The sequence below is a fragment of the Curtobacterium sp. PhB137 genome (genome assembly GCF_003814955.1).
GTDB lineage: Bacteria > Actinomycetota > Actinomycetes > Actinomycetales > Microbacteriaceae > Curtobacterium.
This window is the reverse complement of record NZ_RKQO01000007.1, coordinates 444,349-466,565: the sequence shown is the minus strand read 5'-3', so window position 1 is coordinate 466,565 and position 22,217 is coordinate 444,349. Positions and strand designations below refer to the sequence as shown.

19 protein-coding genes are annotated in these 22,217 nt (G+C 73.5%); 7 read left to right on the top strand and 12 right to left on the bottom strand.

Annotated elements, in window-relative coordinates; all coding sequences use genetic code 11:
* Positions 1-51: 51 nt before the first annotated feature.
* The 4 genes from EDF28_RS14265 to mtrA form a co-directional block, all read right to left on the bottom strand.
* Positions 52-720, bottom strand: coding sequence for a ComF family protein (locus tag EDF28_RS14265; protein WP_123938735.1), 669 nt, complete (start codon positions 718-720; stop codon positions 52-54).
* Positions 721-820: 100 nt separating this feature from the next.
* Positions 821-2,515: a GerMN domain-containing protein gene (locus EDF28_RS14260; RefSeq protein ID WP_123292247.1), complete on the bottom strand. Its 1,695-nt coding sequence runs from the start codon at positions 2,513-2,515 to the stop codon at positions 821-823.
* Positions 2,515-4,236 carry an MtrAB system histidine kinase MtrB gene (mtrB, locus tag EDF28_RS14255; protein ID WP_243649914.1) on the bottom strand — a complete coding sequence of 574 codons (1,722 nt, stop codon included), beginning with the start codon at positions 4,234-4,236 and terminating at the stop codon, positions 2,515-2,517. Before mtrB ends, EDF28_RS14260 begins: the two co-directional genes overlap by 1 nt.
* 5 nt (positions 4,237-4,241) lie before the next feature.
* Positions 4,242-4,916, bottom strand: coding sequence for an MtrAB system response regulator MtrA (gene mtrA, locus EDF28_RS14250; protein WP_123292246.1), 675 nt, complete (start codon positions 4,914-4,916; stop codon positions 4,242-4,244).
* A 151-nt stretch (positions 4,917-5,067) separates the two neighbouring features.
* Between mtrA and EDF28_RS14245 the strand changes: the two genes are divergently transcribed.
* From EDF28_RS14245 to EDF28_RS14225, 5 genes are read left to right on the top strand one after another with little or no spacing between them, the layout of a single operon-like run.
* Positions 5,068-6,465, top strand: a complete 1,398-nt coding sequence (locus EDF28_RS14245; protein ID WP_123938734.1) for a glycerophosphoryl diester phosphodiesterase membrane domain-containing protein — start codon at positions 5,068-5,070, stop codon at positions 6,463-6,465.
* Entirely contained in the window at positions 6,462-7,103 is a 642-nt protein-coding gene (locus EDF28_RS14240) for a DUF4129 domain-containing protein (RefSeq protein ID WP_123938733.1), read from the top strand. The genes EDF28_RS14245 and EDF28_RS14240 overlap by 4 nt, the downstream gene beginning before the upstream one ends.
* Complete coding sequence (locus tag EDF28_RS14235) at positions 7,100-8,332, top strand: DUF4350 domain-containing protein (RefSeq protein ID WP_123938732.1); 1,233 nt, start codon at positions 7,100-7,102, stop codon at positions 8,330-8,332. Before EDF28_RS14240 ends, EDF28_RS14235 begins: the two co-directional genes overlap by 4 nt.
* The gene (locus EDF28_RS14230; RefSeq protein ID WP_260155001.1) at positions 8,329-9,372 is read left to right on the top strand and encodes a MoxR family ATPase; all 1,044 of its coding nucleotides are present in this window, start codon (positions 8,329-8,331) and stop codon (positions 9,370-9,372) included. Before EDF28_RS14235 ends, EDF28_RS14230 begins: the two co-directional genes overlap by 4 nt.
* Entirely contained in the window at positions 9,372-10,724 is a 1,353-nt protein-coding gene (locus EDF28_RS14225) for a DUF58 domain-containing protein (RefSeq protein ID WP_123292241.1), read from the top strand. The genes EDF28_RS14230 and EDF28_RS14225 overlap by 1 nt, the downstream gene beginning before the upstream one ends.
* Positions 10,725-10,737: 13 nt before the next feature.
* Here the strand turns inward: EDF28_RS14225 and EDF28_RS14220 are convergent, their stop codons facing one another.
* The gene (locus EDF28_RS14220) at positions 10,738-11,736 is read right to left on the bottom strand and encodes a stage II sporulation protein M (RefSeq protein WP_123938731.1); all 999 of its coding nucleotides are present in this window, start codon (positions 11,734-11,736) and stop codon (positions 10,738-10,740) included.
* Positions 11,737-11,778: 42 nt separating this feature from the next.
* Between EDF28_RS14220 and EDF28_RS14215 the strand changes: the two genes are divergently transcribed.
* On the top strand, positions 11,779-12,648 hold the full coding sequence (locus EDF28_RS14215) for an RDD family protein (RefSeq protein WP_123938730.1): 870 nt from the start codon (positions 11,779-11,781) through the stop codon (positions 12,646-12,648).
* A 16-nt stretch (positions 12,649-12,664) separates the two neighbouring features.
* Here the strand turns inward: EDF28_RS14215 and ahcY are convergent, their stop codons facing one another.
* On the bottom strand, positions 12,665-14,143 hold the full coding sequence (ahcY, locus tag EDF28_RS14210; protein ID WP_123938729.1) for an adenosylhomocysteinase: 1,479 nt from the start codon (positions 14,141-14,143) through the stop codon (positions 12,665-12,667).
* 104 nt (positions 14,144-14,247) lie between these two features.
* Entirely contained in the window at positions 14,248-14,463 is a 216-nt protein-coding gene (locus EDF28_RS14205) for a DUF3499 family protein (protein ID WP_111085977.1), read from the bottom strand.
* Between the two features lie 78 nt (positions 14,464-14,541).
* Here EDF28_RS14205 and EDF28_RS14200 point away from each other — a divergent pair, with 78 nt between their 5' ends.
* Positions 14,542-14,982 carry a metallopeptidase family protein gene (locus EDF28_RS14200; protein ID WP_123938728.1) on the top strand — a complete coding sequence of 147 codons (441 nt, stop codon included), beginning with the start codon at positions 14,542-14,544 and terminating at the stop codon, positions 14,980-14,982.
* Between the two features lie 37 nt (positions 14,983-15,019).
* On the opposite strand, the gene EDF28_RS14195 is transcribed toward EDF28_RS14200, so the two are convergent.
* The 5 genes from EDF28_RS14195 to manA form a co-directional block, all read right to left on the bottom strand.
* A complete protein-coding gene (locus EDF28_RS14195; protein ID WP_123938727.1) occupies positions 15,020-16,423 on the bottom strand; it encodes a DUF5719 family protein in 1,404 nt (467 codons plus the stop codon).
* Positions 16,420-19,257 carry a glycosyltransferase family 2 protein gene (locus tag EDF28_RS14190; protein ID WP_123938726.1) on the bottom strand — a complete coding sequence of 946 codons (2,838 nt, stop codon included), beginning with the start codon at positions 19,255-19,257 and terminating at the stop codon, positions 16,420-16,422. Before EDF28_RS14190 ends, EDF28_RS14195 begins: the two co-directional genes overlap by 4 nt.
* Before the next feature lie 175 nt (positions 19,258-19,432).
* On the bottom strand, positions 19,433-19,765 hold the full coding sequence (locus EDF28_RS14185; protein WP_374114433.1) for a WhiB family transcriptional regulator: 333 nt from the start codon (positions 19,763-19,765) through the stop codon (positions 19,433-19,435).
* A 188-nt stretch (positions 19,766-19,953) separates the two neighbouring features.
* The gene (gene galE / locus EDF28_RS14180) at positions 19,954-20,916 is read right to left on the bottom strand and encodes a UDP-glucose 4-epimerase GalE (protein WP_123292353.1); all 963 of its coding nucleotides are present in this window, start codon (positions 20,914-20,916) and stop codon (positions 19,954-19,956) included.
* A gap of 75 nt (positions 20,917-20,991) precedes the next feature.
* A complete protein-coding gene (manA, locus tag EDF28_RS14175; RefSeq protein ID WP_123938725.1) occupies positions 20,992-22,200 on the bottom strand; it encodes a mannose-6-phosphate isomerase, class I in 1,209 nt (402 codons plus the stop codon).
* Positions 22,201-22,217: the final 17 nt, after the last annotated feature.

Below are 22,217 nucleotides of genomic sequence, written 5' to 3'. Positions count from 1 at the left end.
CTGCCGGACACCCACCGGACGCACAGCGGTCACCCGGTGTTCACCGAGCCGTCAGTCCTCGACGCTCGCGACGGCCACGCACCGGACGACCCGGCCGCCCGCGGCGCGGACCGCCCGCACCCCCTCGGCCATCGTGACGCCGGTCGTCACGACGTCGTCCACCAGCACCACGTCCCGCCCGTCGACCCCGCACGCCCGCAGCGTGCCGACGGTCGCGGCGACCCGCTCGATCGCCGTCCGCTCCTTCTGGCCCGGCCCCCCGCTCGCCGGTCCACCCCGGACCCGCACCCGTCGGAGCCGCCCGGTGCCACGGACGCCGCCGCGGGCGAGCAGCAGCACCACGGGGTCGAACCCCCGACGCCGTGCCCCCGCCCGCGACGGCGGGACCCGCAGCACGACGGTGTCCACGGGTGCCTCGGCGAGCGCGGCACGCACGAGCGAGCCGAAGCGAGCGCCGAGCGGTCGTGCGACGTCCACCCGACCGCGGAGCTTCAGCTCGAGCAGCAGGGTCCGGACGAGTCCCTCGTACTCGAAGGCGGCGTCGAGCCGCACGCCCGCGACGAGTCGGACCCGGCGCGGGCACGCGACCAGGGCGGCGCGGCAGGCCCGGCAGAGCGCACGGTCCGGCCGTCCGCAGCCCAGGCAGTCCACCGGCAGGAACAGGCCGAGCACCGCGAGCACCGCGTCGCGCCACGGCGTGAGCAGATCCTCGGTGCGCATGCGACGAGTGTGGTGGCGACCGGACGGCGGGCGTGGGCCGATGGTGCGGACGGTGGACGGGCCTCCCGGCCGGGGTGGGTGTGGAGGGGTGACCGCGACGTCAGCGCTGGACGCCGAGCACGTCCGCGGTCACGCCGGTGGTGTCCCAACCGCCGCCGGTGGACTGCAGCACCGACCCGCTCGACATTCGGAGCAGCAGGGCACCACCGCTCCCGCCGCTGATCGAGGTCGCGCGACCGTCCGGCTTCGGCAGGGTGCTCGACTGCCCGCCGATGGTGGTCCGGACGACGTTCGGCCCGGCCGTGGTCTGCCCGACCGACGCCACGTCGGTGTCGTTCACCCACGTCGCCCCGACCGCGTCGCCGGTGGCCGCCTGCACCCGGACGGCTGCGCCGAACGACGTCGGGGACCGGTCGGACCCGCGGATGATCGCCATCACGTACAGGCCGGGGCCGTCGGCGGTCTGGATCAGGGCGAGTGCCCGGGTCGAGTCGCGGGAGACCTGGAACGACACGAGGTCGCCGCGCGGCAACGACGTCGCGACCTGGTGCGGGTCGCCGCCGAGGCCGTAGGCGGTGATCCGGCGGGTGTCCGACGACTGGCCGACCCAGACGAACCCGAGGTCGTCGATCGCGGGGGCGACGAGGTCCTCGCGGGCGTCGACGCGCAGGTGGTCGTCGCCGCGGACGACGACGGCACCGTCGCGGTTGCCGACGGCGGCCGTGGTGCCGGAGGCGGACAGCGAGATCGAGGTCGGGTCGAGGCCGGCCACGGTGTCGCCGACGCCGCCGCCGAGCTTCGAGACCTTGCCGGTTCCCGTGGCCGCGTAGCCGACCACACCGTCCTCGTCGACGAGGGGGCGGGGGTCGACGTCCGGGTTCTGCTGCGCGTTCGCCCCGCTCGAGTCGGGGACGGACAGGCTCGCGCCCTCGATGGTCATCGACACCGACGAGATGGTGGCGACCGAGGCGAGCGACTTGCTCAGCTGCTCGCGCATCCGGACGCGGTCGACGGTGCTGGCGCGCAGGGCGTCGCTGGACAGGTCGACGAGTGCCGTGCCGCTGTCGATGGTGACCGCGTTCAGGGAGAGCTGGGTGCCCTCGGGGAACGACGAGACCACGGCGCCCTTCAGCCAGTCGGCGGGACCGGCCATCAGGGCGCTGGCGATGCGGGTGCTGGTGGACGAGCGGGCGAGGAACCAGCGCTCGTCGGGCACGAGGAACCGGAACGTCGGGTCGTAGAAGTACAGGGCGTGCTGCTGGAAGACGGAGTCGAAGCTCACCGGGGACAGGATGATGCCGTCCGGGGCGTAGGCGATGCGCCACTCGCCGTCCTCGCGGGTGAACTGGAACGTCAGGGTGGACGAGGTCGGGCGGACCGCCTGGGTGTACTCCCCCTCGGAGTCCACCGTCGCGCTCGCGGTGAGCGTGTACGTCAGCTCGCGGTCGTCGGCGCGCTCGACGGTGCCGCTGCCGTCGCGGATCGTGACGCCCTGCCGCGGGTTCCACTGCTGCGAGAAGTCCGAGGCGAGGAACTGCCGGGCGATGGCGTAGTTGTCCTGCGCACCGGTGGCCGCCGCGATGAACCCGCGCAGGATCGCCGTCTGGTCGGAGCCGGTGATCGGCTTGTCCGGCCGGAAGTCGACGCCGGAGAGCGACTCGTCCTTGATCGTCTGCCCGGTGCGGACGGCGCCGTCGACGGGGATGGCGGCGCAGGCGGTGAGCGCCAGCACACTGACGGCCGCCAGTGCCGCGGCGACGACGTGCCGGAAGCGGGGACGGAGACGGGGGCGCATCAGGACTCCTCTCGCACGGCACGGGGGCCGTCGTACGACTCGTCGAGCTCGGGCAGCGGGATCGCCGACGTCGCGGCGGTGACCTGTTCGTTGCGGGGCAGGGTCAGCACGAAGGTCGACCCCTGACCGGGGCGGGACCACACGTCGATCCGACCACCGTGCAGCTTCGCGTCGCCCAGGCTGATCGCGAGACCCAGGCCGGTGCCGCCGATGGTGCGCTTGCGGCTCGGGTCGGCACGCCAGAACCGGTCGAACACCCGTGCTGCGTCCTCCGGCGGCATCCCGACGCCCTGGTCGCGCACCGCGATGGCGACCGTGCGGGCGTCGCTGTCGACGACGACCTGGACGGGCTTGGCGTCGCCGTGCTCGATCGCGTTGCCGACCAGGTTGCGCAGGATGCGGCGGACGCGCTTGGCGTCGAGTCGCATCGTGGTGTGGCCGCCGGGCGTGGCGAGCTGCAGGTCGATGCCGGCGCGTTCGGCCAGGGGGCGGAACTCCTCGACGATGTCCGCGGCGAGCGCCGCCGGCACCGACGGCTCGGTGTCGAGCTGCACGGCCTGCGCGTCGTAGCGGGAGATCTCGAGCAGGTCGGCGAGCAGCAGCTCGAACCGCTCCACCTGGGCGTGCAGCAGCTCGGCCGAGCGCCCGACCGACGGCTCGAACGCGTGCCGCGAGTCGAAGAGCATGTCGCCGGCGAGCCGGATGGTGGTGAGCGGCGTGCGCAGCTCGTGGGACACGTCGGACACGAAGCGCTGCTGCACGCGGGAGAGCTCGGCGAGCTGGGTGATCTGCCGGCTGACGGCCTCGGCCATGCCGTTGAAGCTCCGCGCGAGGGTCGCCAGGTCGTCCTGGCCGCGCACCGGGATGCGTTCGTCGAGGCGTCCGGCGGCGATCTTGCGGCTCGTCTCCGCCGCCTCGCGGATCGGGACCACGACCAGCCGGACGACGAGCGACGTCACCAGGGCGATGAGCACCATGAGCGCGACGCCGCCGATCGAGAGCGTCTGCGACACGAAGTCCAGGGTCTGCTGGGCATCGGACAGGTCGTAGACCAGGTACAGCTCGTACTGGCCGGCACTCGGGATCTGCAGCGTGGAGCCGACGGCCAACCCGGGCACGCGGCGGCCGTCGTCGTCGAGCTGCACCGGCTGCAGGCTGAGCTTGCCGGTGTTCGCGCCGACCTCCTTGCGCAGGGCGTCCGTGATGACGGCGTCCGGGAAGTCCTGGCTCGCGATGGTCTGCAGCGTCTGCGGGGTGGACTGGTCCGGGCTCCGCTCGATCGCGATGCTCGTGCCGCCGGGGCTCGTCGTGTTCGACAGGATCGCCTGCTGCGCCTCGTTCTGCAGCGTCTCGAGCTCGGACTGGTTGTTGTCCTCGGCCGCGGTGGCGGCGTCGAAGATCCCCTGCGCGACGATGGTCGCGCGGGCCGACTCGGACTCGATCTGGTCGCGGCGCTGCGAGTAGACGTTCGTCGAGATGCTCACCATGACGGCGGTGCCGATGATCCCGACCGCCAGTCCGGTCGTCATCACGGTGATGGCGACCGAGCGGAACATCAGGGACCGACGCCACACGTACGCGACGGGCCGCCAGCCACGGCGGACCCAGCGGCGCATCCGTCGTCGGCCGCGGCCGACCACCCCGATCGACACTGTGGCCGTGCCGGGGGCGGCACCGGCTGCCGTGCCGGGAGTGGTGCCGGCGGGCGGGGCGGGCGGCACGGTGGTCAGGCTCCTCCGGCCCGGTACCCGACGCCGCGGACCGTGGTGACGGTCTTCGGGTTGTCCGGGTCGTGCTCGATCTTCGCGCGCAGGCGCTGGACGTGCACGTTCACCAGGCGGGTGTCGGCCTTGTAGTGGTAGCCCCAGACCTGCTCGAGCAGCATCTCGCGGGTGAAGACCTGGTTCGGCTTCTCGGCGAGCGCGCGGAGCAGGTCGAACTCGAGCGGGGTGAGCGCGATGACGGTGTCGCCGCGGCGGACCTCGTGCCCGGCGACGTCGACCGTCACGTCACCGACGTGCAGCACCGTGGCGTCGGTGGCGCTCGGCCGCAGCCGCGTGCGGATGCGGGCGACGAGCTCCTTCGGGTTGAACGGCTTGACGACGTAGTCGTCGGCACCGTTCTCGAGGCCGAGGACGACGTCGGCGGTGTCGCTCTTGGCGGTGAGCATGATGATCGGCGTGCCGCTCTCGGCACGGATGCGCTTGCAGACCTCGATGCCGTCGATGCCCGGGAGCATCACGTCGAGCAGGACGAGGTCCGGCTTCGTGCTGTGGAACGCGTCGACGGCGTCGTTGCCGTCAGCGCTGAACTCGGGTTCGTAGCCCTCCGACCGGAGGACGATGCCGATCATCTCGGCGAGGGCCTGGTCGTCGTCGACGACGAGGATGCGCGGTGTCATGTGATGTGGACTCCGTGTGGCGTGCGGGTGGTGCCGGGTCGGCACGTGTCCCCACACGATAGCCGAGGCCCCGTCACGCGGCGTTTTCCGCCAGGATGGAGGTGGACCGCGCGTCGCAGCGCGGACCGACACGACGAAGGGGGCCGAGGTCATGTCCGATTGGCAGACGCCTGGCGGTGGTCAGCAGGGGGCCGGGCAGCAGGGTGCCGGGCAGCAGGGCGCCGGGCAGCAGGGCGCGTGGCAGGGACAGCCGGGAGGCCCGCCCCGCTTCTCCGCGCCGCCGCCGCCCGCCCCGGGGCCGGGTCGACCCCCCGGCGGTCGTGCGCCGTCCGGCTCGCGTCCGGTGATCCCCCTGCGCCCGCTGGGGTTCGGTGACGTGCTCGGCGGCGCCTTCACGGTCTTCCGCCGCAACGCCCGCGTCCTGCTGCTCTGGAGCGTGCTGCTGAGCGGCGTGCTCGGGCTGCTCTCCACGCTCGTCAGCACGTTCGGCCAGCAGGCGCTGCAGTCGCGGATGATGACGGCGTTCGACGGCAGCGGTGGCGGCGACACGATCGTCGCGGGCTCGGTGACGCTGTGGATCCTGCTGACGATCGGCCTGCCGTTCCTGGCGTACCTCGGGCGCGGCTTCCTGGTGGCACCGGTCGCCGCGGACACCGGCCAGCGGGTGCTCGGCCGTCGCGCGACCTTCCGGGGTCTCTGGGCGTTGCTCGCCGGGCGGCGGTGGCCGGTCGTCGGGTGGATGTTCGTGCAGATCGGCGCGGGGCTCGTCGTCGGGATCATCGTCGCGGTGGTCTTCGTCGCGTTCTTCGCGGCGCTCGGTGCCGGGGACGCCGGCGCCGGGTGGTTCGTCCTGGCGGTCTTCGTGATGGTCCTCGGCTTCGGTGTCGTGCTGACGTGGCTCGGCATCCGCTTCGCCTTCACCGTGCCGACCATCGCGCTCGAGGGCCGACCGATCTTCGCCGCCGCCGCGCAGTCGTGGCGACTCACTCGCGGTGCGTTCTGGCGGACCTTCGGCATCCTGCTGCTCGTGCAGGTGATGTTCGGCGTCGCGGCCTCGATCGCCACGGCGCCGCTCACCATCGGGGCCGTGCTCGTCGGCGGGGTGTTCGACCCGCTCGGGCAGACCGACGCGTCCTCGGGCATCGGTGCGGGCGCCCTCGTCCTGATCGTCATCGGCAGCCTGCTCGCGATCGCGGTGCAGTGCGTCACCGACGTGCTGAGCGCGGCGGTCGTCACCTTCCTGAACATCGACCGGCGGATCCGGACCGAGGCCCTCGACCAGCGCATCGCGTCGCACCTCGACACCGGGCAGCCGGCCGACCCGTTCGCACCGTCCGCGCCGGTCTCCCGACCGCCGTGGCCGCCGCAGCAGTGGGCCGGGCAGCAGCAGCCGTGGGCGCAGCAGCAGCCGCAGCAGTGGCCCGGACAGCCCCCGCAGGCGTGGCCCGGACAGCAGCAGGCGCAGCAGCCCTGGCCCGGACCGCAGCAACCGTGGCCGCAACACCCGCCGCAGCAGGGGCAGCACCGCCCGCCGGACGGGACCGCATGACCGCGGTCGACCCCGACGAGGCCCGCCGTCTGCTCGAACGCGAACTCGACCGGCCCGCGTACGACGGCGCGCACGTGACCTGGTGGGACCGGGCGTCACGGACGTTCCTGGACTGGCTCGGGTCGCTCCGCGCCGACGGACTCGACTCCCCCGTCGCGGCCCGCACGGCCCTCGTGATCGCCATCGTGGTGCTCGTCGCCGTCGTCGTGCTCGTCGTCGTGGCCCGCGGGCTCCCCCGACGTCGTGCACGCAGCGGCGCGGACGACGCCGGCGGGGTGTTCGACGACGACGACCTCCGGTCAGCCCGGGAACTGCTCGACGCCGCACAGTCCGCGATCCGCCGGGGCGACTGGTCGGCCGCGGTCCTCGACGGCTTCCGTGCGACCGCCCGCGGCCTCGGCGAGCGCGACCTGGTCCCGGACGTCCCCGGGGCCACCGCACGCACCATCGCCGCCCGCGCAGCCGTGCCCTTCCCCGCCGAGGCCGCGGCGCTCGACGACGCCGCGACGGCCTTCGACGCCGTCCGCTACCTCGGGCTCGACGCCGACGAGGGCACCGCTCGCCGGGTCCTCGACACCGAGCGTGCCGTGCGCCAGGCTCGTCCGGCCAGGTCCTCGGGGCCGGTGGTACCGGCATGACCGCCAGCACCGCCACCGCCGCTGCGCCGCGCACGGGTGCGCCGTCGGAGGACCAGCCAGAGGGCCGCCGGTTCCGGTTCGGCTTCTGGGCCGCGATCGTGGTCGTCGGACTCGTGCTCGCCGTGCTCACCGCCGTGGTCCAGGGCGCCGAGGGCCCGGACCGCCGGCCGCTCGACCCGACGTCCACCACGGCGAGCGGATCGGCTGCGCTGGTCCGTGTCCTGGAGCAGCGGGGCACCTCCGTCCGGGTCACCGACCGTGCGGACGGGATCGACGGCGGCACGGTGTTCGTCGACGACTCCGACGGGGTCCTCGACCCCGCGGTCGCCGAGCGCATCGCCCGGACCGCGGAGCACGTGGTCCTGGTGGGTGTCGACTCCACGCCGTTCACGTCCTTCGGGCTCGACGTCACGACGGCGACGGCGCCCGGGGGCGGCGACACCGTGTCGACCGCGTCGTGTGCGATCCCGGCCGCGGCATCGGCAGCGCGGGTGTCCACCGACGGGTACGGCTACACGGTGGACGACCCCGACGCGGACCGGTGCGCGCCGTCCGGCAGCGGCGACGACCGGGCCTGGGGACTCGTCCGCGCGGCGACGCCCGGCGGTGACGTCACCCTGGTCGGCACCACCTCGGCGTTCCGCAACGACACGATCACGACCGCCGGGAACGCCGCGCTCGCCCTCGGGCTGCTCGGGGCTGACGACCGCCTCACCTGGTACACGCCGACCGTCGGCGCACCCGACGCGGCCCCGACGCTCGGCGAGCTGGCGCCGCCGTGGGTGCCGAGCGGCATCGCGCTGCTCGCCCTGGTCGCCGTCGCCGCCGCGGTGTGGCGCGGCCGCCGCCTCGGGCCGCTCGTCGTCGAACGGATGCCCGTCGTGGTCCGCGCCGCCGAGACCACCGAGGGCCGGGCCCGGATGTACGCCCGCACCCACGACCGCACCCACGCCCTGGACACCCTCCGCGTCGCCGCGGTGCGCCGGATCGGTCGGCTGCTCGGACTCCCCCGCTCCGCGCACGTCGACGACGTCGTCCGCGCCGCAGCCCGCGCGACCGGCATCCCCCACGACCGCGTCGGCGCCGTCCTCGTCGGCGGTCCGACCACCGACGACCGCGCCCTCGTCGAGGGCACGAGGGCACTCGACGACCTCGAACGGGCCGTCCGACGATCCGCCTCGGGCGACCGTCCCAGCACCGACCACGACCGACCAGGAGCACGACCGTGACCGACCTGCCAGCAGCCCCCGACCAGCACGTCCCCGCACCGGGCGACCGCTCCCCGCACGATCGGAGCCAGCACGACCGGAACCAGCACGACCCCGGGCTCCGCGACGCCTTCGGGCGCGTCCGGGCCGAGGTCGCCAAGGCCGTCGTCGGGCAGGAGGGCGCGGTGTCCGGCATGATCGTCGGACTCCTGGCGCAGGGGCACGTGCTGCTCGAGGGCGTGCCCGGCGTCGCCAAGACCCTGCTCGTCCGCAGCCTGGCCGCCGCGATGTCCCTCGACACGAAGCGGATCCAGTTCACGCCGGACCTGATGCCCGGCGACGTGACCGGTTCGCTCGTGTACGACGCCTCCACCGGCACGTTCCCGTTCCGCGAGGGCCCCGTCTTCACCAACGTGCTGCTCGCCGACGAGGTGAACCGCACACCCCCGAAGACCCAGTCCGCCCTGCTCGAGGCGATGGAGGAACGCCAGGTCAGCGTGGACGGTGACGCCCGGCTGCTGCCCGACCCGTTCTTCGTCGCCGCGACCATGAACCCGATCGAGTTCGAGGGCACGTACACGCTCCCCGAGGCGCAGCTCGACCGCTTCCTGGTGAAGCTGACGCTCGACATCCCGCCGCGCGACGTCGAGTGGCAGGTCCTCCGCCGGCACGCCGACGGCTTCGTGCCGCGGGACGTCCGGTCGGCGGGCATCACCCCCGTGGTCGGCGTCGACGAGGTCCTCGCCGCGCAGCGCGCCGTCCGGGCCGTCGGTGCCCGTGACGACGTGCTGGCGTACATCGTCGACCTCGCCCGTGCCACCCGTCAGGCACCGTCCGTCCGGGTCGGGGTCAGCCCGCGCGGTGCGACGGCCCTGCTCGCCGCCGCGAAGGCCTGGGCGTGGCTCACCGGCTACGACGCCATCACGCCCGACCACGTGCAGGCGATGGCCCTGCCGGTCTGGCGGCACCGGCTCCGGGTCGCCGCCGACGCCGAGCTCGAGGGCGTCGGCGCCGACGGGGTGCTCCAGCAGGTGCTCGAGCAGGTGCGGGTGCCGATCTAGTGGCGGTCTCCGGCCGGTTCGTCGCGCTGCTCGCCGTCGCCGTCGTGCCCACCGTGCTGCTCGCCAGCGGGTGGGCCGGCCTGGCGTGGGTCGTCGTCGTGCTGCTCGCCGCGGCCCTCGACGTCCTGCTCGCCGCCGACCTGGCACGCGTGCGGGTCGAACGGCGGATGCCGCGACTGGCCCGTCGGGACAGCACCGCCGACGGCACGCTCGTGCTCGCGAACGACGGCGGGCGGGTGCTCCGGGGCATCGTCCGCGACATGTGGGAGCCCTCGGCCGGACACCGGCCACGCCGGGTGCGGATGACGGTGCCCGCGGGTGAACGACGGACCGCCCGCATGCGGTTCACCCCGTTCCGCCGCGGTCGACGCCGCACGGCCGGCGTGGCGGTCCGGGCGTTCGGTCCGCTCGGTCTCGCCGCCCGGCAGCGGGTCGTCACGGCGCCGGGCGAACTCGTCGTCACGCCGCCGTTCCGCTCGCGACGGCACCTGCCGTCACGGCTGGCCCGGTTGCGCGAACTCGACGGCGAGACCACCCTGCAGCTCCGCGGCCACGGCACCGAGTTCGACTCGCTGCGCGACTACGTCCGGGGCGACGACGTCCGCTCGATCGACTGGCGAGCGACCGCCCGACGGCAGGACCTCGTGGTCCGCACCTGGCGCCCGGAGCGCGACCGGCGGGTCGTGGTCGTCGTCGACGCCGGACGCGCCGGCGCCGGCAGGGTCGCGGACGAACCGCGCCTCGACACCTTCATCGAGTCCGCACTGCTCCTCGGCGCCCTGGCCGCGGCCGCCGGCGACCGGGTCGACCTGGCGGTCCTCGACGACACCGTCCACGACCGTGTGCACGGGGCGACCCGCACCGACGTGGTCCAGCGCTTCGGGGAGGCCCTCGCGATGGCGGAACCCGGGCTCGCCGCCACCGACTGGTCTGCCGTGCCGGCGCTCGTCGACTCGATCACGACCTCGCGGGCGCTCGTCGTGCTGGCGTCGAGCCTCGACTCGGTCGGTGCCTCCGGCGACCTGCTGGCGGTGCTGCCGCGGCTCACCCGGCGGCACGCCGTCGTGGTGACGAGCATCGAGGACCCGGCGGTGCAGCGGACCGCACGCGGCGGGGTGGACCCGGCCACGACGATCCGCACGGCGCGGGGCGGACGCGTGCCGGGCCTCCCGACCGGCGCGGAGCGCGACGTGTACCGGCGGGCCGCCGCCGAACGCACCCTGCTCGATGCCGACGGCGTCGCCGACGTCGCACGCCGGAGCGGCGCCGAGGTCGTCCGTGGCGCACCGGAGGACGTCCCACCGCTCGTGGCCGATGCCTACCTGCGCGCGAAGGCGACCGGCCGGCTCTGAAGCCGGACGGACCCTACCCGGCGACCAGGGCGGACGTGCCGCGCTCGAACTCGTCGAGGTCGCCGCGCTCCCCGGCCCGGTACGCGCGACCGCCGAGCACCCACTGGTACGCCAGGACCGCAGCGAGGGCGATCGTCCCGATGCCGATCTTGACCGGCCACGGCCAGTCCTGACGGGTGACGATGCCCTCGACCAGGCCGGACAGCAGCAGCGTCAGCGTCAGGCCGACCGCGATCGTGATGAGGGCACGGCCGTCCTCGGCGAGGGCCTGCGCGCGGGTCCGGTGCGGCCCCGGAGCGACCCACGACCAGAAGATCATCAGGCCCGCCCCGCCGGCGAGGAAGACCGAGTACAGCTCGAGCTGACCGTGCGGGGCGATGTAGAGGAAGAAGTCGCCCAGGCGGCCCTGCGAGTGCATGATCGCCGCGGAGACCCCCAGCCCGACGGCGTTCTGCATGATCGAGAACGGCACGAAGACGCCCGTGATGCCGAACGCGACCATGGTGGCCGCGATGTAGGCGTTGTTCGTCCAGACCTGCGCCGTGAACGCGCCGAGGCCGTGGTCGGAGTAGTAGTCGACGAAGTCCTGCGTGGCGTACTGGCGGAGCGCCTCCGGCGTGCCGAAGGTCGCCGTCGCCCCCGGTGTCGTCGTGATCCAGACGGCCACGATCGCGCCGATCGCGACGGTGGCCAGCGCCACCCAGATCGTCACCCAGCGGATCCGGTACAGCGCCGCGGGCAGCTGCCGGGTGAAGAACAGGGCGACCGCAGTGAGCGGGTCGACCGGGGTGCCGGTGAAGCGCAGGCGGGCGCGGTACAGCGTGAGGGACAGCCGGTCGCCGGTCGCGGTGCGGGGTGCGGCGCCGCGGATGCGGGCGAGGTCCGTCGCAGCGGCCTGGTAGCCGGAGACGAGCCGGTCGACGTCGGCACCGGTGGTGTGCCGGGCGCGCGCGAGGCGGTCGAGCTCCTGCCACCGGTCGCGGTGCACCTCGGCGTAGGCGTCCAGGTCCACGTGTTCCCCCTCGTGTCGGCCGACTTCCGACAGAATGATCCCATGTCGAAGCCCCGCACGCCGCGCGACCTCGCCGATGCCCGGTTCTCGCTCGCCCTGGACGAGACCGCCGACGAGCTCGTGGTCGGCGAGGCGGTCGCGCTCGACGTGCAGCCGGCCGGACTCGTCCTGCGGTTGGCGTCGGCGCTCCTCGACGGGGTGTGCCTGCTCGTCCTGTACCTGCTGCTCATGTTCGGGGTGTCCCGGCTGTGGCCGAGCGGCCTCGACGAGGCGTGGGGCGCCGCGCTGAGCATCGCCCTGTTCGTCGCCGTGCTCGTGCTGGTGCCGGCCGCCGTCGAGACGGTGACCCGGGGCCGCAGCGTCGGCCGGTACGCCGTCGGCACGCGGGTCGTCCGGGTCGACGGCGGTGCGATCGGGTTCCGGCACGCGTTCACCCGCGCGCTCGTCGGGCTGTTCGAGCTGTGGATGACGTTCGGGTCGGTGGCGCTGCTCGTGGCGTTGTTCGGCAGTCGTCCGCGGCGCCTCGGGGACCTGCTCGCCGGCACCGTCGTGCAGCACGAGCGGCTGCCGAAGCAGCGCGACCCTCAGGTGGTGCTGCCACCCGAGCTGACGGCCTGGGCCACGGTCGCGGACGTCTCGGCGCTGCCGCAGCGACTCGAGAACCGGCTCGGCGCGTTCTTCCGCGGGGCCGCCGTGATGCGCCCCGAACTCCGGGAGTCCGCCGCCCGCGCGCTGGCCGCGGACGTCGCACCCTTCGCCCACCCGGTGCCGCAGGTGCCCGCCGAGGTGTTCCTCGCCGGGGTCGTCGTGCTGCGCCGTGGGCGGGACGTGCAGGCGCTGCGCTCCCGCGTCGGGTTGCTCACCGAGGCGGGCGCGTCGGCGACGGCGCGGCCCCCGGGCTTCCCGCGCTAGCGCGCTGCGCCCCGCCTCAGTACCGGTAGTGCTCGGGCTTGAAGGGGCCCTCGACCGGCACACCGATGTACGCCGCCTGCTCCGGGCGCAGCGTCGTCAACTCCACCCCGAGGGCGCCGAGGTGCAGTCGGGCGACCTTCTCGTCCAGGTGCTTCGGCAGCACGTAGACCCCGGTCGGGTACTCGTCACGACGGGTGTGCAGCTCGATCTGCGCCAGGACCTGGTTCGTGAACGAGTTGCTCATCACGAACGACGGGTGCCCGGTGGCGTTGCCGAGGTTCATCAGCCGCCCCTCGGACAGCACCAGGATCGAGCGGCCGGTCGGCAGGCGCCACTCGTGCACCTGCGGCTTGATCTCGACCTTCTCCACACCCGGCAGGGACTCGAGCCCGGCCATGTCGATCTCGTTGTCGAAGTGGCCGACGTTGGCGACGATCGCCAGGTGCTTCAGCCCGAGCATCTCGTCGACGCCCACGACGCCGAGGTTGCCCGTGCACGTGATGACCATGTCGACGGTCTCGATGACATCGGCCAGACGGGCCACCTGGTAGCCGTCCATCGCGGCCTGCAGCGCGCAGATCGGGTCGACCTCGCTGACGATGACGCGGGCGCCCTGACCGCGCAGTGCCTCCGCCGCACCCTTGCCGACGTCGCCGTAGCCGACCACGAACGCGACCTTGCCGCCCATCAGGACGTCGGTCGCACGGTTCAGACCGTCGGGCAGGGAGTGGCGGATGCCGTACTTGTTGTCGAACTTCGACTTCGTCACGGAGTCGTTCACGTTGATCGCGGGGAACCGCAGCTGTCCGTTGCGCGACAGCTCGTACAGGCGGTGCACGCCCGTGGTGGTCTCCTCGGTGACGCCCTCGATGTCCGCGGCGATGCGGGTCCAGCGGTCGGAGGACGTCTCGAGCGACGCCGCGACGGTGTCGAGCACGATCTTCCACTCGGCACTCGCATCGGCACCGGCGACCGGCGCAGCACCAGCGGCTTCGGCGTCGGCTCCGGTGTGCACGAGCATGGTGGCGTCACCGCCGTCGTCCAGGATCAGGTTCGGACCGGCCCACTCGGTTCCGACGGCAGCGGCCTCGGCGGTCCAGTCGAAGATGCGGCTGGTGCACCACCAGTACTCCTCGAGCGTCTCGCCCTTCCACGCGAACACGGGGACGCCGGCTGGCGCGTCCGGCGTGCCGGTCGGCCCGACCGCGATCGCCGCGGCGGCTTCGTCCTGCGTCGAGAAGATGTTGCAGCTCGCCCACCGCACCTGCGCACCCAGGGTGACGAGCGTCTCGATCAGGACGGCCGTCTGCACCGTCATGTGCAGCGAACCGGCGATGCGCGCGCCGGCCAGCGGCTGCGACGCACCGAACTCCTCACGCAGGGCCATCAGGCCCGGCATCTCGTTCTCGGCGAGGCGGATCTGGTGACGGCCCGCCTCGGCGAGCGAGAGGTCGGCGACGCGGTACGGTGCTGCGGTCTGGGCTTCGGTGGGCATGCCCATCAGTCTTCCATGCCGGGAGGCGCGGGTCCCCAGCCGACGTCGGTCACGTTCCACGGGCCTCCCGTCCACCACCGCTGGTGCGTCGCGGACGCGAGCCGTCAGTCGGTCTCGCGCTGCAGCGGCTCGCGCCGCACCACCTGCCAGCCGCGCGGGACGCGCAGGCCGGCCGCGTGCCGGGCGCAGAGGTCGTAGCCGTGCGGTTCGACCCGCGTGGAGAGCGGCCCGACGACGACCATGGAGTCCCCGTAGTCGTAGGTCAGGGTCGCCGAAGCGCTCGCGGCGCACGCGACCTTGCTGCAGATCCTCACGTCCATGTCGTCAGGGAGCCTAGCGGAGCGCGCACGAGCGACCGCAGCGACCGGGAGTGACGACGGCACGCGTACGATGTGGGGATGCGTCGCAAGCCCCGCCTCGTCACTCCGGTCGACCGCGGTCGAGGCCGCTCCCGGCACGGACGCGGCGGGCGGTCGAGCGTGACCGGTCCCGAGCTCGCACCGATCACCACCCGCGCCGAGGCCTTCGACCGCATCGTCGGCGACAGTGCCCACTACCTGATCGGGCTCTGGCCCGACGAGCTGTCGGGCGTGGTGTTCCAGGTGGCCGACATGCCGACCGACGCCACCCTGCCCGACGCGATGCCCCGCTGGCGCATCGACCGCGACACCCGCAGGGTCACCGTGTTCCGGATCCCCGTCGAGCGGGTGAACCGCAGCCCCGAGAAGGACGACGCGGACCGGCGGATCATCATCGAGACGGCCGTGTTCCGCGCCGTCGGCGAGCTGATCGGCAAGGACCCGTGGGACCTGGCGCCGGACCGCTACCGCCACTGGTGACGACGCGGCGCCCGGGGGCACCGCACCGACGTCACCGTCAGGGGTAGACGCGCACCGGCGTGGACACCTGGGTGGACGGTCGGACCGGGAACCCGGCGATGCCGTCGTCCCCGCGGTAGGTCACGCCCACCACGACCCCTTCGGCGCCGGAGATCGAGAGCTGCTTCGCGGTCTGCACGGGCATGGTGGCCGTGGCACCCGACAGCACCGTGATGGTGCGCTTCTCGTCGCCGGAGCGGATCGTGATCGCACGGTCCTCACGCGTCGGGTTCACGAAGTTCATGCGGACGCCCTCCCCCGGTGCCACCGCGGTGATGACCTGGTCACCCAGCGGCTCGGCCGAGGCGAACCAGCCGAGGTCGCTGTTGCCGTCGGCCGTCGGTGAGGTCGTGCGGGCACCGGCGACGACGGGCTGCGTCGACGTGACGGTGAACGAGTAGCGGCCGTCCGGGAAGTCGTCGAGCGCGACGTCGGTCACGACCCCGGGCTCGGCGGTGGCGTTCACGGTCGTGCCGCCGCCGTCCGCCGTGCTGATGCCGAGCGTGACGCGTGCCGACTCGGTACCGGGGACGAACAGCCGGACGACGGGCGCAGCGTCCGCCGTGTCGTCACCGCGCTGTGCCTCCTGCGCGCCGGCGAGCACGACGCCGGGGATGACCTGCGACCGCGAGGGAGCGGCGCCGCCGGAGACGATGTCGTAGCCACCGGGGGTCAGCGTGCGGACGACGGTCTCCTGCATGTGGGCGACGATCTGCCCGCCCGAGGACGACACGTGCACGACGGTGGATCCCTGGTCGGACACGAAGCCGGACAGCGGGACGACCTTCTGGGTGTTCGGGGCGACGACGATGCCGGTCGTGCCGGGGGCGCTGACCGTGCCGGTGCCGTCGTAGATCGCCAGGTCGACGGTCGCGTTCACGTCGGTCGGGTTCGACAGGGTGACGAGGCTGGTGCGCCCGGTCTCGGTCGAGCCGCCGACGAGCCAGGTCGACTGCGAGGGATCGTCGCACGACGCCGCGCCGGCACCGACCAGGTCGCCGCTGGAGACGCTCTGGTAGCTGCTGCCCGCGACCTGCGGTGTCGTGTCGCCCGCGGGGGCGGTGAGCAGGCGCGGGTCGCTGCCGCCGGTGGACGACGGGTCGAGCGAGGTCCGCTCGACGGTCGAACCGGTCGTCGCCGTGGCCACGGTCGCCGACCCGACGGTGCTCGCCTGGGTGGCGTCGTTGCCGGAGTCGTCGGACAGGCGCAGGGCGCTGCCGGCGCAGACGCGCTCGGCGTCGGCGGGCACCGGGGTGACGGTGCGGCCGGCCGGGCGACCCGGTTCGGCCGCGGTGCCGTAGGCGTGCGCGGCCGTGACGGCGCCGGCAGCGACGACGACGGCGATCGCGGTCGCGGTGCCGCGGACGACCCAGCGTCGGACGGAGCGGGTGGTGGTGCTCATTCGTCGCGCTCCTCGTCGAAGGTGGTCGCGGGTTCCTCGGCCTCGATGACGTTCGAGGTGGCGCGGCGACGGCGCGGGGCCGTCGGCACGGCGAGCAGGGCGGCCGCCCCGAACACCACGCCGAGCACGACCAGGTACAGGACGTGCGTGGCACGGGCGGCGGCGGACCCGGTGGTGGTCCGGTCGACGTCGCCCTCGTAGTGGAACAGCTGGCCGTTCGTCGTCTCACCGATGCTCGTGAAGAGCGCGTTCTGCCCGATCGCGCCAGCGGCACGGTCGTGCACGGTCTGCGCCTCGGGGTCGTCACCGGCGTCGTCGAGCAGGACGAAGCTGATGCCGAGTTCCTGCAGTGCCGGCCGGGGGTCGTAGCCGCTGCGGCTCGCCAGGTTGCCGGCGAGCGTCGTGAGCCGGGCGCCGGACTCGCTCAACCGCAGGGCGGTGGCGTCGAGGGTCGACTGGTCGTCGAGGGTGGCACCCTGGCCGCGTTCGAGCGCGACCGCGAGCGACCCGTCGTCCTGCGGCACCACGACGAGCGTGCCGACGTCGGGGTTCGCCTGCGCCTCGGCGTTCACGTACGCGCTGAGCACCCGGCCGGTGGTCGGCTGGATGGCGGCGTTGCCGAGGTAGAACGCGGCGAAGGCGGGGGCCACCGCGACACCGGCGAGCACCGTCGCGACGAGTCCCGTGACCGGGGCGGCCTTGGGCAGCACGTCGATCCCGATGCAGGCAGCGACCACGATCGCGAGCCAGTACACCGACAGCCCGCTGCCCGGCCACACGATGGTGGTGGTCGACCCGACGCCGGTGACGGTCACGTGGGTGGCGGCGAACGCGGTGCCGAACCCGAGCAGTGCGACGACGAGCGCCGAGCCGGCGACGGCCCAGCGGTGTCCGAGCATCGCGCCGATCGCCGCGGCGGCGATCGGGACGGCCAGGACGGCCATCACGATCGGCAGCCACGTGCCGACGGCTGCGAGTCCGGACGTGGCGGGCAGCCACCCGCTCCAGTCCGGCAGCGGCTGACCGATGGCCAGCTGCAGCGCGGACGGTGCGCGCGTGGCGGACGGGACGCCGGGGTCCGCGAAGACGGCGAGGACGTTGCCGCGCGCGACCTGGGCGAGGACGAGCGGCAGGAAGAGCACGGCGGTCGGCACCGGGATGAAGGCCCGACGGTGTGCACGGCGCCACCCGACGACGAGCGCGACGAGCCACCCGATCAGCAGGACCGGCAGCAACGACGGCGCCGAGGCCGCCACGACCGCGAACAGCAGCGAGGCACCAGAGGCCCAGGCCCACGAGCGGTGCGCCTCGAGCACGGCGACGAACAGCCACGGCAGCACCAGGTGCGCGATGACGGCGCCGAGGTGGCCCGTCGTGACCGCGCCGACGAGCGAGGGCGCGATGGCGTACAGCGCGGCACCGATCACCGGCACCCACTTGCGCGTGGTGACCTTGCGGACCGCGAACCAGGCGCCGAGGGCGGAGACCGGGAACGCGACGAGCATCACGAGCACGACGGACGTCGAGGGCGACCAGAACACGATCGACCCGAGGACCGCCAGCACGGCGGCGAACGGGTCGGACGGACCGGTGAACCCGGTGCCGAGCGAGTGCCAGCCGTACCCGACGTTCTGCCAGAGCTGCCCGACGCTCGTGCTGAGGGGCAGCAGGCCACCGCCGGTCAGCGCCGGTGAGCCGAGCAGGGGGTAGAGCGTGACGACGCTCAGGACGGCCGCGGCCAGCACGACCCAGATCCCGCCGTCGCCGAGGAACGACGCCCGCGCGATCGGGGCGTCCTCGACCCGGGCGAGTTCGACGTCGCGCGAGGTGGTGCGGTGCTCGTGCACCCGACGCCAGCTGACCCGGAGCGGTTCGACGGCGGCCCAACCGAGCTTCTTCGTGCGGGCGAGGTTCCTGCGGGCCCGACCGGTGCCTCCGCCGAAGGCCACCGCGAACGCCGCGGCGAGCTCGGGGACGACGGCCGCGGGGTGCTTGGCGACGAGGTGGCCGATCGCCCGGCCGAGTGCGAAGGGGACGAGGGTGAGCCAGTGCAGCCAGAGCAGTCCGCCCGGCGCGTAGGTCATCCGGCGGTGCAGCTGCGCCTGCCGGTGCATGCGGACACGGCGGGCCTCGGAGACGCGCTTGCGGCCGAACTCCTCGACCGGACCGGCGGTGGTGACCTTCGCCTCGGGGACCACGGCGACGCGGTGCCCGGCCAGGCGCACCCGGACGCAGAAGTCGAGGGCGGCGTCGACGTCGGGCAGCGCCGGGTCGAAGCCGGCGAGCTCGGTCCACACCGAGCGGCGCACGAGCATGCCGCCGGCGGCGACGCCGAGCACGTCGGTGTGCCGGTCGTGCTGGCCCTGGTCGAGCTCGTCCTGCACGAGACCGATCGATCGGCCGAAGCGCGTCATGCTCTCGCCGAACGCGCGGATGAGCGAGGGGTCGTCGTCGTCGGCGAGCTTCGGGCCGGCCACGACCACGGACGGCGCGATCTCGACGGCGGAGAGCAGGTCCGCGAGTGCGGTCGGCGACGGCGCGTTGTCGTGCCCGAGCAGCCACAGCCACTCGTCGACGGGCTCGTCCACGACGGCGGGCGGGGCCTCGCGCTCCCCGCGGGCGACGGCCTCGCCGAAGGGGCGTCCGGCCGGCAGGCGCAGGAGCTCGGCGGACCCGCCGAAGGACAGGCCGGCGGTGGAGCCGTCGGTCGATCCGACGTCGACGACCACCAGGTTCTCGGGGTGGCGGGTCTGGGCCGCGAGTGCGTCCAGGGTCCGGTCGAGGTGGGCCGCTCCGTTGGCGGCGACGAGGATCGCGGTGACTCTGGGCTGCATGACGGGCGTCACTCTACGGTCTGGAGGCACGGCGTCCGCTGCGGACGGCGGCGCGCCGTGAACCTGCGCGGCCGAGCGGTCACGGCGCGCCAGCGCCGTGCGAGGTCGCGCCGAGGAGCCTGCGACGAGGATTCGGGACCGCACGGTGTGCGCCGGGCGCGCGCCGTGACCGCGACTACGCCCGCTTGCGCAACTTGCGACGCTCGCGCTCGGACAGGCCGCCCCAGATGCCGAAGCGTTCGTCGTTCTCGAGCGCGTACTCGAGGCACTGCGCCCGGACCTCGCACGACGTGCAGATCTTCTTCGCTTCGCGCGTGGAGCCGCCCTTCTCGGGGAAGAACGCCTCCGGGTCGGTCTGTGCGCACAACGAGTCGACCTGCCACGCGAGCGGGTTCTCCTCGTCGTCCGTCTCCGGCCGTCGAACACCCGGGACGCCGAGCGCCACGGGGTCGACGTGCCAGTCCTCCGGAACTCCGGCGTGGAAGTCGGAACCGTTCACCCTGATCACCCCTGACGTCTCGATAACGGGACCACAACGATTGAAGTCGTTGCCTGTAATTACAGCGGTGTCATTCGCCTGAGTCAAGTCGCGGATCATAGAAGGCACTGACCGCTTCGGCGTGTCATGTCCCCCGTCTGGGCGTGTCGCGCCCGGTCTGTCGGGGTTTCGGGGGACAACTGACACGTCCTCAGCCGCTAGGAGGCGCTGCGCCGGGCCTCCCACGCACTCGTGACCATCTCGTCCAGGGTGTGGCGCATCGCCCAGTCGAGGTCGCGCGTGGCGGCCTCGCCGGTGGCCACGATGCGCGCCGGGTCGCCGGGGCGGCGGGGCGCGATCTCCGGGTCGAAGGCGATCCCGGTGCCCTTCGCCATGGCGTCCATGATCTGCCGGACGCTCACACCGTCGCCGCTGCCGAGGTTGTACGCCTGCTCGAGCGACTCCCCCGCCTCGAGCTTCTGCGCCGCGACGGCGTGCGAGTGCGCGAGGTCGGCGACGTGGATGTAGTCACGGACGCAGGTGCCGTCCTCGGTGGCGTAGTCGTCACCGTTGATGCGCGGCGTGCGGCCGGCCAGCAGGGCGTCGAACACGAGCGGGAACAGGTTGTGCGGGCTGGCGTCGTACAGGTCGGGTTCGCCGGAGCCGACGACGTTGAAGTAGCGGAGCGAGGTCGTCGTGAAGCCCGCGGCGACCTCCATGTCGCGCAGCAGCCACTCGCCGATGAGCTTCGACTCGCCGTACGGGGACTCTGGTGCCTTCGGGGTCGACTCCACGACGACGTCGACGTCCGGGGTGCCGTAGACCGCGGCGCTCGACGAGAAGACGGCCTTCGTGACGCCGTTCTCGGCCATCGCACGGAGCAGCGTCGCCATGCCGGTGACGTTCTGCTCGTAGGTGTGCAGCGGACGCTCGACCGAGACGCCGGCGTACTTGAAGCCCGCGACGTGCACCACGCCGGTGACGTCGTGCTCGCGCAGGGTGCGGGCGACCAGCTCGCCGTCCAGGATCGTGCCCTCGACGAACGGCACGTCGTCCGGCACGAACGCGCGGAAGCCGCTCGAGAGGTCGTCGAACGCGACCGTGTCGATGCCGGCCGAGCGCAGTGCTCGGACGACGTGGGACCCGATGTACCCGGCACCGCCGGTGACCAGCCAACTCATGGTCGCCACGCTAGCGGACGGACGGCGCACCCCGGTCGCGGTGTGCGGGACCGCGCCAGCCGGTGCGGCTCCGCGCTACCGGCCGGTCGCGATGAAGACCGTGGACGTCACGCCGTTCGACGAGTCGGCCTCGACCGTGACGTCGCCCTCGTCCGGTGTGATGAAGCAGGACTCGCCCTTGCGGAGCAACGTGGCGGACGTCGCGCCGACGAGCGTCACGACGCCCTCGGTGCAGATCGCGATCGACGGGCCGGCCAGCGGAGCCACCCCGCCGGTGCTCAGGCCGACCGGTCGCCCGTCGCCGTCGACCCGCAGCAGCGCGAACCCGACGCCCTCTGGTGCGAAGCGGTCCACGCCGGGAGCCAGGCGCTCCGGCTCGAGGACCGGTGCCGGGTAGGCCGTGAAGTCGAGCACGTGCAGGAGTTCGGGGACGTCGACGTGCTTCGGCGTCAGTCCCCCGCGCAGCACGTTGTCGGACGGTGCCATCAGCTCGATGCCGAGGCCGTCCAGGTAGGCGTGGATGTTGCCGGCGGGCAGGTACATCGCCTGCCCCGCGGTGAGCGTCACCCGGTGCATGAGCAGGGAGACGACGATGCCGGGGTCGCCCGGCCAGCTCGTCGCCAGGTCGCGGACCGTCGCCGTGTTCGGGGTGAGCAGGTCGTCGTCGAGGGCGACGGCGAGGTCGCTCGCGGCCTGCACGACGGCGAGCGCGGAGTCGTCGGCCGTCTCGAGCCACCGCACGGTGTCCTCGAGGCCGTGCTGCAGGTGCACCTCGAGCGGGCCGAGCCGACCGCTGCCGGCGTCGAGCACGCGGACCTCGGCCAGTGTCTCCTCGACCGGCCGGAAGCCGCTCAGGGCCTCGAACCGCTCGCTCAGCGCGACGACGAGCTCGGGCTTCGGGAACGGGTCCTTGTAGTTGCGCGCCGGGTCGTCGATCGCGATGCCCTCGCGCTCCTCGCGCGCGAAGCCGGCCTCGGCCTGCTCCGGCGTCGGGTGTGCCTGCAGCGACAGCGGCGCCGCCGCTGCGAGCACCTTCAGCAGGAACGGCAGGCCGGTGCGGTCGCCGCCCAGGGCGTCCTGCGGCTCGGCGGCGATCCAGTCGAGCAGTGTGTCGGCACCGCCGACCATCGCCGGGTTGACGACCACGCTCGGGCTGCCCGGGTGGGCGCCGAGCCAGAGCTCTGCCTGCGGGGCGCCGGTGACGGTGCGACCGAGGAGCTCCGGGATCGCGGTGACCGAGCCCCAGGCGTAGTCGCGGGGGGTGTTCGTGATGCCGAGGAACATGGGCGAGAGCCTACCGG

Coding starts and splice junctions, on each gene's coding strand:
- EDF28_RS14245 (WP_123938734.1), top strand. CDS start 5,068: ATGTCCGATTGGCAGACGCCTGGCGGTGGTCAGCAGGGGGCCGGGCAG.
- EDF28_RS14265 (WP_123938735.1), bottom strand. CDS start 720: ATGCGCACCGAGGATCTGCTCACGCCGTGGCGCGACGCGGTGCTCGCG.
- ahcY (WP_123938729.1), bottom strand. CDS start 14,143: ATGCCCACCGAAGCCCAGACCGCAGCACCGTACCGCGTCGCCGACCTC.
- EDF28_RS14240 (WP_123938733.1), top strand. CDS start 6,462: ATGACCGCGGTCGACCCCGACGAGGCCCGCCGTCTGCTCGAACGCGAA.
- EDF28_RS14260 (WP_123292247.1), bottom strand. CDS start 2,515: ATGCGCCCCCGTCTCCGTCCCCGCTTCCGGCACGTCGTCGCCGCGGCA.
- EDF28_RS14215 (WP_123938730.1), top strand. CDS start 11,779: ATGTCGAAGCCCCGCACGCCGCGCGACCTCGCCGATGCCCGGTTCTCG.
- EDF28_RS14190 (WP_123938726.1), bottom strand. CDS start 19,257: ATGCAGCCCAGAGTCACCGCGATCCTCGTCGCCGCCAACGGAGCGGCC.
- EDF28_RS14205 (WP_111085977.1), bottom strand. CDS start 14,463: ATGGACGTGAGGATCTGCAGCAAGGTCGCGTGCGCCGCGAGCGCTTCG.
- EDF28_RS14195 (WP_123938727.1), bottom strand. CDS start 16,423: ATGAGCACCACCACCCGCTCCGTCCGACGCTGGGTCGTCCGCGGCACC.
- EDF28_RS14200 (WP_123938728.1), top strand. CDS start 14,542: ATGCGTCGCAAGCCCCGCCTCGTCACTCCGGTCGACCGCGGTCGAGGC.
- EDF28_RS14235 (WP_123938732.1), top strand. CDS start 7,100: ATGACCGCCAGCACCGCCACCGCCGCTGCGCCGCGCACGGGTGCGCCG.
- mtrA (WP_123292246.1), bottom strand. CDS start 4,916: ATGACACCGCGCATCCTCGTCGTCGACGACGACCAGGCCCTCGCCGAG.
- manA (WP_123938725.1), bottom strand. CDS start 22,200: ATGTTCCTCGGCATCACGAACACCCCCCGCGACTACGCCTGGGGCTCG.
- galE (WP_123292353.1), bottom strand. CDS start 20,916: ATGAGTTGGCTGGTCACCGGCGGTGCCGGGTACATCGGGTCCCACGTC.